This window comes from Pyruvatibacter sp. (assembly GCF_040219635.1).
Classification (GTDB): domain Bacteria; phylum Pseudomonadota; class Alphaproteobacteria; order CGMCC-115125; family CGMCC-115125; genus Pyruvatibacter.
Genome location: NZ_JAVJSC010000009.1, coordinates 298,330 through 313,648 on the forward strand (window position 1 = coordinate 298,330; position 15,319 = coordinate 313,648).

General features: G+C 59.8%; 12 protein-coding genes. All 12 read right to left on the reverse strand.

The features are described 5' to 3' along the window. Nucleotides 1-50: 50 nt before the first annotated feature. Nucleotides 51-1,418: a cell division protein FtsA gene (gene ftsA, locus RIB87_RS13640; RefSeq protein WP_350147593.1), complete on the reverse strand. Its 1,368-nt coding sequence runs from the start codon at nt 1,416-1,418 to the stop codon at nt 51-53. Further along, the gene (locus RIB87_RS13645) at nt 1,415-2,407 is read right to left on the reverse strand and encodes a cell division protein FtsQ/DivIB (RefSeq protein WP_350147595.1); all 993 of its coding nucleotides are present in this window, start codon (nt 2,405-2,407) and stop codon (nt 1,415-1,417) included. The genes ftsA and RIB87_RS13645 overlap by 4 nt, the downstream gene beginning before the upstream one ends. Beyond that, nucleotides 2,395-3,315, reverse strand: a complete 921-nt coding sequence (locus tag RIB87_RS13650; protein WP_350147597.1) for a D-alanine--D-alanine ligase — start codon at nt 3,313-3,315, stop codon at nt 2,395-2,397. Before RIB87_RS13650 ends, RIB87_RS13645 begins: the two co-directional genes overlap by 13 nt. Next, nucleotides 3,312-4,250 carry a UDP-N-acetylmuramate dehydrogenase gene (murB, locus tag RIB87_RS13655; RefSeq protein WP_350147600.1) on the reverse strand — a complete coding sequence of 313 codons (939 nt, stop codon included), beginning with the start codon at nt 4,248-4,250 and terminating at the stop codon, nt 3,312-3,314. Before murB ends, RIB87_RS13650 begins: the two co-directional genes overlap by 4 nt. Further along, nucleotides 4,250-5,605, reverse strand: a complete 1,356-nt coding sequence (murC, locus tag RIB87_RS13660; protein ID WP_350148220.1) for a UDP-N-acetylmuramate--L-alanine ligase — start codon at nt 5,603-5,605, stop codon at nt 4,250-4,252. Before murC ends, murB begins: the two co-directional genes overlap by 1 nt. 128 nt (nt 5,606-5,733) lie before the next feature. After that, on the reverse strand, nt 5,734-6,840 hold the full coding sequence (gene murG / locus RIB87_RS13665; RefSeq protein WP_350147602.1) for an undecaprenyldiphospho-muramoylpentapeptide beta-N-acetylglucosaminyltransferase: 1,107 nt from the start codon (nt 6,838-6,840) through the stop codon (nt 5,734-5,736). Continuing rightward, on the reverse strand, nt 6,837-8,018 hold the full coding sequence (gene ftsW / locus RIB87_RS13670) for a putative lipid II flippase FtsW (protein ID WP_350147604.1): 1,182 nt from the start codon (nt 8,016-8,018) through the stop codon (nt 6,837-6,839). Before ftsW ends, murG begins: the two co-directional genes overlap by 4 nt. Further along, on the reverse strand, nt 8,015-9,460 hold the full coding sequence (gene murD / locus RIB87_RS13675; protein ID WP_350147607.1) for a UDP-N-acetylmuramoyl-L-alanine--D-glutamate ligase: 1,446 nt from the start codon (nt 9,458-9,460) through the stop codon (nt 8,015-8,017). Before murD ends, ftsW begins: the two co-directional genes overlap by 4 nt. A gap of 25 nt (nt 9,461-9,485) precedes the next feature. Further along, the gene (gene mraY / locus RIB87_RS13680) at nt 9,486-10,574 is read right to left on the reverse strand and encodes a phospho-N-acetylmuramoyl-pentapeptide-transferase (protein WP_350147609.1); all 1,089 of its coding nucleotides are present in this window, start codon (nt 10,572-10,574) and stop codon (nt 9,486-9,488) included. After that, on the reverse strand, nt 10,574-12,022 hold the full coding sequence (locus tag RIB87_RS13685; RefSeq protein WP_350147611.1) for a UDP-N-acetylmuramoylalanyl-D-glutamyl-2,6-diaminopimelate--D-alanyl-D-alanine ligase: 1,449 nt from the start codon (nt 12,020-12,022) through the stop codon (nt 10,574-10,576). Before RIB87_RS13685 ends, mraY begins: the two co-directional genes overlap by 1 nt. Before the next feature lies 1 nt (nt 12,023). Continuing rightward, nucleotides 12,024-13,490: a UDP-N-acetylmuramoyl-L-alanyl-D-glutamate--2,6-diaminopimelate ligase gene (locus tag RIB87_RS13690; RefSeq protein WP_350147613.1), complete on the reverse strand. Its 1,467-nt coding sequence runs from the start codon at nt 13,488-13,490 to the stop codon at nt 12,024-12,026. 4 nt (nt 13,491-13,494) lie between these two features. After that, entirely contained in the window at nt 13,495-15,318 is a 1,824-nt protein-coding gene (locus tag RIB87_RS13695) for a peptidoglycan D,D-transpeptidase FtsI family protein (RefSeq protein WP_350147615.1), read from the reverse strand. Nucleotide 15,319: the final 1 nt, after the last annotated feature.

Below are 15,319 nucleotides of genomic sequence, written 5' to 3' on the forward strand. Positions count from 1 at the left end.
CCGCCTGCCGTTGGTGCGATCTCATGCATTTTTTTCATGATACTTGCGGTCTAAAAGTTCTCCTTCAGCCACCTCCCAATACGTGCGAAGCGGCCATGGTTGCCGTCGCCAAAGGCAACGTCGTCTTCGAGTGTCTGAGGTGTGGCAAGTTCCGCCTGGTGTCCGCGCGCATAAAGCAACAAGCCTGCGCACGCGGCAAAGGCAGGGCCGCCGGTTGCTTCAGCAAGTCCCGATACACGTAACGGGCGGCCAAGGCGTACCTGTTTGTCCAGAACCCGCGCAGCGATGTCCCGCAGGCCTGTCAACTGGCTGGCACCCCCGGTCAGCACAACGCGCCGCCCCACCATTCCGCTGATGCCTGACGCCATCAGCCGGTCACGCACCAGTTCAAGCGTCTCTTCAACGCGCGGCTGAATGATGCCGGTCAGCATGGAGCGCGGAATGTGATTGGCAGCATCGCCCGCATCCTCACCCACCTGCGGCACGTCAATCATCTCGCGCTCGTCAGACGGGCTTGCAAGCGCCGACCCGTAAAGTGTCTTCATGCGTTCAGCGTGTGCCAGCGGCGTCGATAGACCACGCGCAATGTCGTTGGTCACGTGCTGGCCGCCGATCGGCAACACATCAACGTGCAACAAGCTGCCCTCAACAAATGCCGAGATAGAGGTCGTGCCTCCGCCCAGATCAATGCAGACAACACCCAGATCTATTTCGTCTTCCACCAGCGATGAAAGCCCGCTGGCATAAGGCGCGCAGACAACACCCACTGGTTCCAGATGACACCGCTCAACGCACACCAGCAGGTTGCGCAGCGGGCCGGGGGCTGCGGACACCACATGCATGTCAACGCCCAGCCGGTCACCAAACATGCCGATCGGGTCGTTGATACGCGGGCTGCCATCAATGGTGTATCCCACGGGAATGGCGTGCATCACCGCTTGTTCGTCGGTCAGGCAATGGGACTGGCCATGCCTGAGAACGCGCGTCAGGTCGTCTGCGCTTACTTCCTGCCCACCGATGGCGACACGCACTGACAGGCGATGACTTCGCGGACCACCCGCAGAGGTTGTCACCAGTACGTCACGCACCATCAGGCCAGCCATACGTTCAGCCTGATCGACCGCAGCGCGGATTGCTTCCTCTGCCAGATCCATGTCGATGATGGCACCCGCGCGCACGCCGCGCGAAATCTTCTGACCAATGCCGATGACACGCACGGCAGGTGCCGATGATGCATCTTCGCCCGTTTCCACACGTGCAATGAAACAGGTGATTTTCGACGAGCCGATATCGAGCGCTGCAACAACGCCGCCCTTTTGCGTCATGCGGCCTGAACTGCGCACCGGAGATTTGCCGCGTAATTTGCCGGGCTGTTTTGTGCCCGGCTTCACGTTCGCAGGAAGCGTGATTACATTCATGCGTCGCGCCCCCCCTCTACCGAACGCGCAAGAAATGCAGCGCGCCTTTGCGCTGCTGAATCCGAATCAATCAGTATAGTGATTCTTCCCGGAACGCGTAGATCTACGGCCCGGATGTTGCGCGAAAGTACGCCATTTTCAGTATCCAGACGCGCCAATTTCTGAAGTGAGTCCGAAATGCCACGCGCTGGCAGCCGAACCTCAATGCCGTTTTGCAGTTTCAGGTTCCAGCGCCGGTCAGATACCCGAACTGCGGCCTGTACCCGCGCAGCCAGAGCAGGCCGCGCCATAAGCTCTTTCATCAAGGCGGATGCGTTGCGATGTGCCCCATGGCCAACCACCAGGGGCAGATGCGCAAACGCCTCAAGATTCCGATCTGTAATCAGCGCACCGGACTGATCCACCAGCGACAATCGTCCGCCACGTTGCCATACGGCAAACGGCGCGCGCTCCACCAGATGGACATGCACAGTGTTTGGCAGATGGCGCGAGACTGTCGCCCGATCCACCCATTCCAGTCGTTCAAGCCGAACGCGGGCGGCATCAAGATCAAGATCGAAAATAAACTGTCCGCGCGTCACGCCCAGCGCCGTCAGTACGTCACTCGCCTGCGTGCGCGTGCGCCCTTCAACAGTTACCTCATCCACCCTCAGTCCAAGGCCTGCCGCCAGCGACTTTGCTTGCGTAACCGTACCGGCTGCAAAGTTCGCAACATGCCCCCCCGCATAAAGCCCATAGCCAAGCGTCGCGGCCAGCAACACGAGTGCTGTAACCGCAAACAACCGCCCTGCATTAAAAATAGCTGCCAGACGCGCGGCAATCCCCGTGGGTGCCTGCCCGCGGCGGCCAAACGCTCTTTGCCCCCGACTTGGCGACTTGAAGGCACGGTCGCGCCGCGCCGGAGCGGCAGACCGCGCACGCCCGGCGGGTGCCTTGCGGGTGCCTGACTTGTCGCTGCGGGATTTTTGCGTTGATTTTACCGGCGGCATGACGCGTCCTCCACCATCCATGACACAAGCTGCGGGAATGCCATGCCGCCATGCGCGGCAATTTCTGGCACCAGCGATGTGGGCGTCATGCCCGGCTGTGTATTGATTTCCAGAAACACCGGCTCACCCCGCGCTTCGTCAAAGATAAAGTCCGAGCGCGACACGCCCCTGCATCCAAGCCCGCGATGTGCCATAAGCGACAACTCCTGAATACGCTGTTTCAGCACGGTATCAATCGGTGCAGGCAACAGATGCTCAGAGCCGCCGTCGGCATATTTCGCTTCATAGTCATAAAACGCTGTGCGCGGCCGTATCTCGATAACCTCCCACGCGCGGTCATCGATCACGGCGCAGGTAAACTCACGGCCCTTCACAAACGCCTCAACCAGCATTTCATCACCAAGTGACCATGTGGGATCAGACAATTCTGCAGGCGGACGGTTGTCACCCTCACGCACAATAAAAACGCCGATGGACGAGCCCTGATCCAGCGGCTTGATGACATATGGCACGGTCATCGCGTGACCGCTGGCAGCCTCCTCGCGTGAAATAATACGCCCCTCGGCAACAGGCATACCCGTGTTGGCCAGCAAATGCTTGGCACGCTGCTTGTCAATGGCAAGCGCAGACGCCAACACACCAGAATGCGTGTACGGCAGCCCCAGTACTTCCAGCAGCCCCTGCACGCAGCCGTCTTCGCCCCATGGCCCGTGCAGTGCATTGAATGCCACGTCAGGGGCGAGCCGTGCCAGCACCTGCGCCAGATCATGGCCCGCATCCACATCCGTAACGCGAAACCCTGCTTCACGCAGAGCGGCCGAACACCCTCTGCCCGATGAAAGCGACACCTCGCGCTCTGCCGACCAGCCGCCCATCAGCACGGCAACATGTGTATCAGCCCGGCTCATGCCCCCGCCTCCCGGCCAACGCGCTTGATTTCCCATTGCAAATCAATGCCGCTTGTCATTTTCACCTGCGCGCGAACCTCTTCGCCCAACCCTTCAAGGTCTGTTGCTGTCGCGTTGCCGGTATTGATCAGAAAATTGCAATGCTGCTCAGAGACCTGCGCCCCGCCACGGACCCGACCACGGCAGCCCGCAGCATCAATCAGCTTCCATGCCTTGGGACCATTAGGATCAGTGCCGCCGGGATTCTTGAAGGTGGAACCGCCGGTACGACTTTTAATCGGCTGGCTATCCTCACGCGATGACGTGATGTCATTCATGCGCGCTTCAATTTCATCCCGCTCACCGGGTCCCGCCTGAAACAGCGCCGACACAAAAATCAGATCATCGGACACATTGCTGTGACGATACGAATATCCGAAATCGGCATTGCTGAGGATCACGCGGTCGCCCGCACGCGTTACCGCCTGCGCCTCGACCAACACATCTTTCGTTTCGCGGCCATATGCACCCGCATTCATCCGCAGCGCGCCACCAAGCGCACCGGGAATGCCGCGATAAAACTCAAGACCCGACAGCCCCGCATCAAGCGCTGCTTTGGAAAGCATGACGTCAGGCACGGCACAGCCGGCACGCATCTGTGTATCGCCAACCTGCTCAATTGCTGTGAAGCCTGAGCCAAGCCGGATCACGACCCCGGCAATACCACCGTCGCGCACCAGCAGGTTTGACCCCACGCCCACTACTAAAACCGGCACGTCCGCCGGGCAGCCTGCGAGAAAAGTCGCAAGATCATCCGCATCCCTGGGCACAAATAAAACGTCTGCTGGTCCGCCCACGCGAAACCATGTAAGCGGTGCCATTGCAGCGTTCTCCTTGTAGGAGCCACGCACGACGGGCAGTCGGTCGATCAGCGGGGATGTGGCCGCAGCCTGCATTACGCGCGTCCCCCAAGCCCGTCGAGTTGCGCGGGAAGTTCGTTGGCCCACTGGGTAATGTTGCCCGCCCCCAAAAACACAACCATGTCGCCATCTTGCGCCGTGCCGGCAATGAGACCCGCAAGGTCATCCGGCGACGAAAGCGTACTGGCATTTTTGTGGCCGTGATCGATCAGGCCTTGTGTCAATGACAAAGCCGAGAAACCTTCAATAGGCTTCTCCCCGGCCGGATAGACGTCCGCTACCAGCACCTGGTCCGCATCGTTGAAGCACGAACAGAACCCCTCAAATAAGTCACGCAGGCGCGTATAGCGATGTGGTTGCACAACGGCGATGATGCGACCTTTTGCAGCCGACCGCGCGGCAGCCAGCACAGCCGATATTTCTACCGGGTGATGGCCGTAGTCGTCATAGATCGACACACCGTTCCACGTGCCCGTCAGCGTAAAGCGCCGCTTGACACCGCCAAACCGCGCCAGCCCGGCAATGATCTTGTCATCGGGCACACCCATCTCTCGCGCCACGGTAATGGCGGCAGCGGAGTTCAGGACATTGTGCTTACCTGGCATTGGCAGGGCCAAACCATCAATACGCCGACTGTCGCCCTTAACCCGGTCGCTCAATTCAACTGAAAAAACAGATCGTCCCTCGACAAAATCAAGGTTTGTAACACGCACGTCAGCTTGCGGGCTGGTGCCATAGGTCACCACCCGCCTGTCACGCACACGCCCCAGCAGCGCCTGCACTTCGGGATGGTCGATGCACAACACTGCAAACCCGTAAAACGGCACCTGCTCCACAAAAGACCGAAACGCCTCGCGCAACGTGTCAAAGTCCCCATAGTGATCGAGATGTTCAGGGTCGATATTGGTCACGACCGCCACCGTGGACGGCAACTTGATGAACGTGCCGTCAGACTCATCCGCCTCCACCACCATCCACTCACCCTGCCCCAGATAGGCATTGGTGCCGTGCGCATTGATGATGCCGCCGTTGATGACGGTAGGGTCAAACCCCGCCGTATCCAGCAATGCCGAAACAAGCGACGTTGTGGTGGTTTTACCGTGGGTGCCCGCAATGGCGACGCAGCTTTTAAGCCGCATCAGCTCTGCCAGCATATCCGCCCGCCGCACAACCGGCAGCTTGGCCTCGCGGGCAGCTACCACTTCGGCGTTGTCGTCCTTCACCGCCGATGAAATGACAATGCACGCAGCGCCTTCAAGGTTCTCAGCGCGCTGGCCGATAAACACATGAATACCAAGATCACGCAGCCGTTTGACGTTGGCGTTATCTGCAAGATCAGAGCCCTGCACCCGGTAGCCAAGATTGTGCATCACCTCGGCAATTCCGCTCATGCCAATGCCGCCAATACCGGCAAAATGAATAATGCCGAAGCTCCGTGCCAGATCGCTGCCAGTTGCACCGGGATCTGGTGCGCCGGGATTTGGGGCGCCGGAATATGGGGCGTTGATGTCTGTCGTACTCACCCGATGTCACTTTCCAAGGCAAGTGCCTCTACCATGTCTGCCAGACGCGCTGCCGCATCGCGGCGCGCTACTTTTTTTGCTGCCGCGGCTGCCTCAGCAAGTGTTTGCGGATCAGCCATCAGCGATACAAGTTTCGCCGTGAGGGCATCCGGCGTGAACTCCGGCTGCGGTATCAGCCAACCGCCGCCTGCTTCGCTCAACACGTGCGCGTTCGCCAACTGATCCTGGTCAATCGCGTGGGGCAGCGGCACCAGAATTGCGGGGCGTCCGACAACGGCAAGCTCGGTGACGGTTGATGCTCCCGCCCGCGCGACAACCAAGTGTGCATTTGCAATACGTTCATGCATATCCTCAAAGAACGGCGCAACATCGACACTGATACCGGCCTGATGATAAACCGCCTCGACCCGACTCACATCTTCGGGCCGCGCCTGCTGCACCACGCGCAACCTGGCCCGCGCATCTGGCGGAAGCTGGGCAAGTGCAAGTGGTGCCACATCGCTCATCACGCGCGCACCCTGACTGCCGCCAAACACCAGCAGGTTGAACGGCGCATCTTTAGTGCTGGGGACATACGGACGGTCCGCGACAGCAACAATCTGGTCGCGCACCGGATTGCCGGTTACCGTCATGCGCGGCACATCAGAAGCAGCAAGATATTTCGGCGCTTCAAACGTCGATGCAATGCCCGTGACCCGCGGCGCCATCAAGCGGTTGACGCGCCCCAGCACGGCATTTTGCTCATGAATAACAGTCGGGATTTTGCGCAGCAAGGCTGCAACAAGCGGCGGCAATGTCGGGTAGCCACCAAAGCCAACCACAAGACGCGCATCCAGCCCCACCAGCACTTTGCGCGCGGCCAGAATACCCAACAGGATCGGTAAGGCGGCACGGGCCATGCCCAGAACACCGCCGCCGGACGGCGTTGCGGAAGGGACAGCAAACACCTCCGTGTCGGGAAAGCGCAGATCAACACCCGCAACGCGCTCATCCGTGATGACCGCCACGCGAATGCCACGACGCCCAAGCTCCTGCGCCAGCGCCTGGCCCGGAAACAAGTGCCCGCCGGTGCCCCCGGCTGCAATGACAACGGGACCGGTCATGTCACCTCTCCCGCCAGCAGCGGCACCCGCACCACAGGGGCCTTGCGCACCGCATAGCCCACCTGCCCGCTCACTCTCTTGCGGGTCAGTGCCAGCAACATTCCCATGGCTATTGCCAGAGCCATTAACGATGAGCCGCCGTAGGAAATGAATGGCAGCGTCATGCCTTTGGCTGGCAGCAGATTGAGATTGACGCCCAGATTGATGATCGACTGAATGCCAAACAGCACCGCCAGCCCACACGCTGCAAGCTGCACAAACCTGTCGCTCTCACCCATGACACGGGCAAACGCACGCAACACCACAAAACCAAAAATCATCAGCACAAGCAGACAGACCAGCGCGCCGAACTCTTCTGCGGCAACCGCATAAATATAGTCCGTATGCGCATCAGGCAGCACGCGCTTCACCGTGCCCTCACCTGGCCCCATACCCAAAAAGCCGCCGCGTGAGAACGCATCAAGTGCTGTATCAACCTGATAGGTGTCGCCGGATGCGGGGTCGAGGAAGCGATCAATACGACTGGCCACATGGGGCATCATGACATAGGCACCATAGGCCCCTACAGCCGACAGGCCTGCCAGCAGCACTATCCAGAACCAGGGAATGCCCGCCAGAAAAAACAGAGCCACCCAAGCGCCGGTCATCAGCAGCGCCTGACCAAAATCAGGCTGCAAAATCAGCACGCCAACCATCGCCATCCACAAGGCAGCCGCAATCGTGTTGCCGGGAATAGCTGAGGTTCTGGTGCCGCCTTCGGCAAACATCCACGCGCAGACAACAACAAAGCCCGCTTTCACGAACTCCGACGGCTGGATCGACAACGACCCGACATGCAGCCAGCGGGTAGCCCCTTTTATTTCAGGCCCAAAAAATAATGTCAGCACCATCAGTCCGAATGAGCTCGCCAGCATCAGGCAGGCCAACCGCCGCACACCGCGCGGACTGAGCAGCGATACACCAAACATCAGCAATAGCGCCGGACCCAGATACACCAGATGGCGATAGAAGAAATGATACGGGTCAAGGCCAAGCCTCGTGGCAACAGCAGGACTTGCAGCCAGCGACATAACCGTGCCCAGCCCAAGCAAAAGCACCAGCGCTCCAAGCGTCCAGCGGTCTACCGTCCACCACCATTGGCCAACAGCGCTGCGGTCAGTGCGGGCGAGCGTGATCATGCGGCTGCCCCTCCCCCGCGCTGCGATGCGGCGTCCATGTTTTGCAAAGCACGCACGGCCGCCCGGAAGGCATCTCCGCGCGCTTCAAAATCCGTGAACTGATCAAACGAGGCGCAGGCCGGCGACAACAAAACAACACCACCGCCGGCAGCGGTCGCATCGCGGGCTGCACGCTCAACCGCATGGTCAAGCGTGCCGGACATGTCCACATCCACATTACCCTCAAGCGTGCGGGCAAACCCTTCCGCTGCATCGCCTATCAGATAAGCCTTGGCGATTTTGGGAAAATACTCCGCCAGCGGCTCAATGCCCCCAACCTTCGCGACGCCACCGGCTATCCAGTAGATGGTGTCATAGGTGGAAAGAGCGCGCGCGGCTGCATCCGCATTCGTTGCCTTGCTGTCGTTTATAAACCGAACGCCACCGGCTTGCGCCACCTGCTCCATGCGGTGTGCGAGGCCCGGAAAGCGTTGCAGGCCATTGGCAATCTTCCCAACGTCAAACCCGATAACCCGGACAGCCGCGAAAGCAGCCGCCGCATTTTCCCAGTTATGTGTTCCCTGAAGCGTTGTGATGCCAGAAAGGTCAGCCACTTCTTCAACACGGCTGGAGCGCGAATGATATATTTTGCCCGCCAGCACATAGACACCACGGCCCAGCGCCTTGCGGGTGGAAACCGGAATAACCTTGGGTCCGCCCTCACTTGAACCCGCCTGTGCCTGCTGCCCGCATCGTGCAGTACACAGCCGCGCCACAGGTTCGCTGTCAATGCCGAACACCGCATAGCCCCGCGCCGTCTGGTTGGCAAAGATGCGGTCTTTCACCTTCACATAGTTTTCAAAGCTACCATGCCGGTCCAAGTGGTCCGGCGTGATGTTGAGCAGGACGGCCACATCGGGACGAAAGCTCGTAGTCAGGTCAAGTTGATAGGACGAGACTTCGATAACGTAGATTGTCTGATCCGTAGGCGGATCAAGATCAAGAACAGCGCGGCCGATATTGCCTCCGACCTGCGCATCCCCCCCGGCCTGCCGAATGAGATGGCCGATCAGCGCCGTGGTCGTGGATTTGCCGTTGGTGCCCGTGATTGCAATCATCCGGGCACGCGTCTCCGATGCATCCAGCGCGCGCTGAAACAGCTCCATATCGCCCATGACGGGAACACCCGCCGCCTGGGCAGCGAGCACAACCGGATGCGGGGCCGGATGCGTCAGCGGCACGCCGGGGCTTACAACCAAAGCTGCAACGCTACTCCAGTCAACGCTGTACAGATCATGAAGAACAACGCCTGCGCTTGCCGCTTCCGTGCGGCGCGCTTCCCCATCGTCCCAGCCCAGCACTTCAGCACCGCCTGCCTCCAGCGCACGCGCAACACCAAGCCCTGTACGGCCAAGGCCGAACATTGCAACGCGCTGAGACTGGAAACCGGGAACAGGAATCATGATGTGTGCTTCAAAGCAGCCTTTGCTAGCGCAGCTTGAGGGTGGACAGACCAATCATCGCCAGAATGATGGCGATGATCCAAAACCGGATAACGATGGTGGGTTCAGCCCAGCCAAGCTGCTCGAAATGATGATGGATAGGCGCCATCTTGAACACGCGTTTGCCGGTCAGCTTGAAAGACGCTACCTGCACGATGACCGACAGCGCCTCGACAACAAACAGCCCGCCGATGATCACCAGCACCAGTTCGTGCTTGGTTGCCACCGCCATAGCCCCGATCGCCCCGCCCAGCGCCAGCGACCCCGTATCCCCCATGAACACCATGGCAGGCGGAGCGTTGAACCACAGGAACCCAAGTCCGGCACCCAGAATGGCACCGCAGATAATCGCCAACTCACCCGTACCGAGGATGAAATGTATCTGCAGATAGTCCGCAAAAACTGCATTGCCGATGAGATACGCAATCAGCCCGAAGCTCGCTGCCGCAATCATTACCGGCACAATCGCCAGCCCATCCAGACCATCCGTCAGGTTGACGGCGTTGGACGCGCCTACAATCACCAGCCCGCCGAACACAATGTAAAAGAGGCCAAGCTGCAGCAGCACATCCTTGAACACAGGCACAGCTAAAGCACCGCTCATTTGCGGCGATGACAACTGCATCAGGAACCAGATGGCAATGAAGGCGATCACAAACTCGATGCCAAGGCGCATCCGCCCGGAAATGCCGTCATGGCTTGCCCGTGTAACCTTGCGATAGTCATCAGCAAAGCCAACCAGACCAAAGCCGACCGTCACACCCAGAACAACCCACACATAGCCGTTGGTAAGATCAGCCCACAGCAGCGTGGCCACAACAATCGAGATCAGAATAAGACCGCCACCCATGGTGGGTGTGCCCGCCTTTGCAACAATGTGGCTCTGCGGGCCATCCTCGCGAATGGGCTGACCTTCTTTCTGCTTTCTCTTGAGCCAGCGAATGAACGACGGCCCAAGGACAAAAGCCACGAGCAGCGCCGTCAGCGTCGCGCCGCCGGTGCGGAACGTGATGTAGCGAAACACATTGAACAGCGACACCTGATCGGCCATGTCGGCAAAGAGAAAGTGAAGCATCAGACAGGCTCCTGTTCTTCTTGTGGTGTGACAGTCACGGGCGTGCCCATGTTTTTGAGTGCAGTCACAACCTGGGCCATTCGGCTGCCCAGTGAGCCTTTGACCATCACCACATCGCCGGGTGCAATTTCTTCCACAACACGCGGGGCAAGTTCGGCGGAGGTATCGGCATAAGCACCGCGCACCCGCTGCGGCAAGGCATCCCAGAGGTTTTCCATCAGCGGCCCGCAGGCAAAAACAAGGTCAACGTCTGCTGCAAGGATCGGCTCTTTCAGACCCGCATGTCCCGCGCGGGCATGATCGCCCAGCTCCAGCATGTCACCGACAACAGCAATACGCCTGCCATGCGGGCCGGGCGGTGTATTGCCCAGCGCCTGCATCACCGCAGCCATTGAAGTGGGGTTCGCGTTGTAGCTTTCATCAATCATCAGGAATGAACCGCCACCAAGCGCGATCTCAATTCGGCTGCCCCGACCTGCGGGCGGCTCCAGACCTGCCAATGCCAGACCAGCCAGCGCCAGATCAGCACCAAGGGCGTTGACACAGGCCAGCATCGCCAGCGAGTTCATCACGATGTGCTCGCCCGGCACGCCCAGCTTGTAGGTGATGTCATGCCCGCAAATGGTCGCGGTGACATACGACGCATCTGCCCGAAGCGACATACGTTCGATGCGGGCATCCGCCAGTTCACTATGCCCAAAGCCCACAATGTTGCCCGCTCCGCAAAGGCCAGCCCGCGCCTTCAACCGCTCAAAATGCACATTGTCGCGGTTGAGAATAGCCGTGCCACCCGCCTGCAGGCCCTCAAATATTTCGCCCTTGGCATCGGCAATATCTTCAACCGCGTTGAAGTTCTCGATATGAACGGCTTCTACGGTGGTAACGATTGCGGCTTCCGGCTGAACCATGCGCGTTAACGGCGCAATCTCGTTTGCGTGGTTCATGCCTATTTCAAAAACACCAAACTGAGCATCAGCAGGCATTCGTGCCAGCGTCAGCGGTACGCCAATGTGATTGTTGTAGGACGCAGCGGATGCATGGGTTATGCCCTGCCCTTCGAGAATATGGCGCAGTCCTTCCTTGGTGCCGGTCTTGCCAACAGACCCAGTCACGGCACAGATGCGCGCGTCGCTGCGCGCGCGCGCGGCAATGCCCAACCGCTCAAGAGCACGCAACGTGTTATCAACCATCAAAACCGATGAGGTATCCGCAAGGTCGGCAATCGCACGCGATACCACAACGCACGCAGCACCCTTCTTGAGAGCCTGCGCTACATAGTCGTGACCATCCGCACCATCTCCCTCAAGTGCAAAAAACATGTCGCCCGGCTGTAAGGTGCGCGTATCAATGGACACACCATGCGCCTGCCAGTCGGCGGCACCCGTCGCTGTAGCATTCATGGCCACCACAGCATCGGCAGACCGCCACAAAGGTATGGGAGTGGCCATGCTAAGCACCCCCCGCTGCATCATTAAGCGCAGCCTTCACATATGCGCGGTCATCAAACGGGTGAACCTCATCACCAATAATCTGGCCTGTTTCATGGCCCTTTCCCGCGACAAGCAACAGGTCGCCCGCGCCAAGCCCCTCAAGGCCCGCATGAATCGCCGATGCGCGGTCACCAATTTCCAGCGCACCCGCCGCACCGGCCAGTATGGCTGCACGAATGGCAAATGCATCCTCCGTACGCGGATTATCATCCGTGACAATCGCTTTGTCCGCCAATCGGACCGCAATCTCGCCCATTTGCGGACGCTTGCCCGCATCGCGGTCGCCGCCGCAGCCAAATACAACCACCAGCCGCCCGGTCGTATGTGGGCGCAGAGCGGCAAGGGCGGTCTCCAGGGCATCCGGCGTATGCGCATAATCAACATAAGCCACAGCGCCCGATGCAGACGTCCCCATCATTTCAAGACGCCCCGCAGCGCCCTCCAGAGCGCCAAGCGCTGCCAGCGTCCGGTGAACATCAGCCCCACCGGCGATCACAAGCCCTGCCGCCACCAAGGCGTTTGACGCCTGAAACGCACCGACCAGCGGCAGTGAAATCTGGTGCGTTGTGTCTGCGTGGCGCACCGTCAGCCGCTGGCCATGGGCAGATGGCTCAAGCGCTTCAAGTTTCAAAAACTCACCTGAATACCCGACCGACAATACCTTTTGCGCACGCGCCCAGCACACCGCGGCAATTTCCTTGGACAACGGCGCGTCAGCGTTAAGCACTGCCGTTCCGCCCGGCGGCAACACTTCGCCAAACAGCCGCATCTTGGCGTAGGCGTAGTCCTCAAATGTGGGGTGATAATCCATGTGATCGCGGCTGATATTGGTGAACGCTGCTGCCGCAAGCTCAACACCATCCACCCGGTGCTGCGCCAGGCCATGACTTGAGGTCTCGATCGCAACCGCATCAATGCCCATCGCCGCAAGATCACCCAGGGCGCTGTGCAGCGTCACGACATCCGGTGTTGTGTGGCCCAGCGCGCGCGTTTCGTGCTCGGTGATGATGCCAAGCGTGCCGATAGAAGCTGCACGCACATCCAGCCGCTGCCATATCTGGCGCACGAACGAGGCCACAGATGTTTTGCCGTTGGTACCCGTCACAGCCACTGCGATGCGCGGCTGGGCGTGATAAAACTTCGCCGCCGCCAGCGCAAACCGCCGACGGGGGTTCTTGTCCGTAATCAGAGCAATGTTGGGGTGCGTTTGGGGTGGTCGCGTGCCCGGCGCACACAGAATGGCAATTGCCCCGCGCGCGCACGCATCCGGAATAAAGCGCGCACCATCATCGTGCGTGCCGGCAAAGGCGGCGAACAAAAAGCCCGGCTTAACCCGGCGGCTATCTTCGGTCAGGCCCGTAATATCAAGCGTGCCCGCACCTTGCGGGATCGACACGCGTTCGCCCAGTAGATTTGCAAGATCCATCGCGCTACCTCACCAGCCCGGCTTCGACAATCGCCGGTCCTGGAAGCTGCGACGGTACCGGCCGCACCCCAAGTATCGGCGCAACACGGCGGATCACCTGCCCGGCAGTGGGGGCCGCGTTCCAGCCTGCAGTCGCATAGCCATATGTCTGTTTGGTGGCATTGGGTTCATCTAGCAGCACGAGCACCAGATACTGCGGCGCGCGCGCCGGGAACAGCCCCAGAAACGACGTTATCAGCTTATTTTTTTTGTAGCCGCCGCGACCCGGCTTCTCTGCGGTGCCGGTTTTACCCGCCACGTCATAACCTGGCACATCAGCCTGCCCGCCAGTGCCTTCGCCAACCACGCGCCGCATCAACCCCAGAACATCACTCGCAGTTTGGCCGGACAACACCTGCGTACGCTCGGGCTCACGGTCACGCAAAGCCAGCAGAGTGGGCGACACCCGATAGCCTCCATTGCCAAGCGCCGCACCGGCCGCTGCAAGCTGAAGCGGAGACACCGCCAGACCATGACCAAAGGAGATTGTCATGGTCTCAATTTCTTTCCACCGCGGCGGCAATAAAGGTTGCGCAACTTCCGGCAATTCAAGCTCCGGCCGCGTCAACAAGCCAAGCCTGTCGAGATAGCTGCGATGACGCTCGACGCCAATATCAAGCGCCATGCTGGCTGAACCGATATTGGATGAATGCATGACAACTTCCGCCATCGTCAGAATACGATCCTCGGCGTGGAAGTCATGAATAGTATGGCCGCCGACCTTCAGCGGCTTGCGGGCATCGTAGCGCGACGCCATGGAGGCGACACCCGCGTCCATGGCAATGGCAGCCGTGAACACTTTGAACGTGGAACCCATTTCATAGATCGCACGCGTTGCCCTGTTGAAGCGGGCATCGTCGTCGGCATCCATCGGCGCATTGGGATCATAATCAGGCAGCGACACCAGCGCACGCACTTCGCCGGTATGAACATCCAGCACAACACCCGCAGCACTGCGTGCGCTGAATGTCGCCATGGCCTTCGCAAGCTCTTCCTCAACCGCGTGCTGAACCCGCATGTCGAGTGCAAGTTGCACCGGACGCCCGCTGCCAGGTGAACTACCATCGCCCGCAAGCAATGTATCAAGGCCGCGCTCTATGCCCGCAATGCCGCGGTTGTCTGTGTCCACATAGCCAAGCACATGGGCCGCTGAATGGCCTTTGGGATAAACCCGCTGGGGCTCGTGTTTGAAACCAATGCCAGGCAGACCAAGCGCATGAACCAGCGCCTGCTGACGCGGCCCAAGCTTGCGGGAAATCCATTGAAACGCACGATCGCTCGTAAGCCTTGCAATCAAACGGTCGCGATCAAGATCAGGCAGAACCGAAAGCAGTGCGTCTGCCGTTGCATTGGGCTCGATGACTTTACGCGCGTCCACATAGAGCGACGGCACCGACACATCCGTTGCCAGCACCTCACCGTTGCGATCCGTAATCATCACACGATGCACAGGGCCCGCGTGAACCAACTCACCGTCAGCAGCGGCAACAGGTTCAGCGCCTGCCTGCATTTGTAAATCGTCTGCGAGCGTCAGCTCCAGCACCCGGAACCCCAGAATGCAAAACGCTGCAAGAAAACATGCCGCCATCATCGCCATGCGGTTGCGTCCGTTTTCAACGGCCTGCGCACGGGTGCCGGTAAACTCAAGCTCTACAACGTCAAACCCTTGAGGTGTGGCCTCCCCGGCAGCAGAGCCGGGCAATGACTGACCATGACCGCGCGAATGCATCTGCTCCGGCGCGTCAATGTCAATCGTGACCCAATCTCCGTACCCTGATGAATTGCTCATG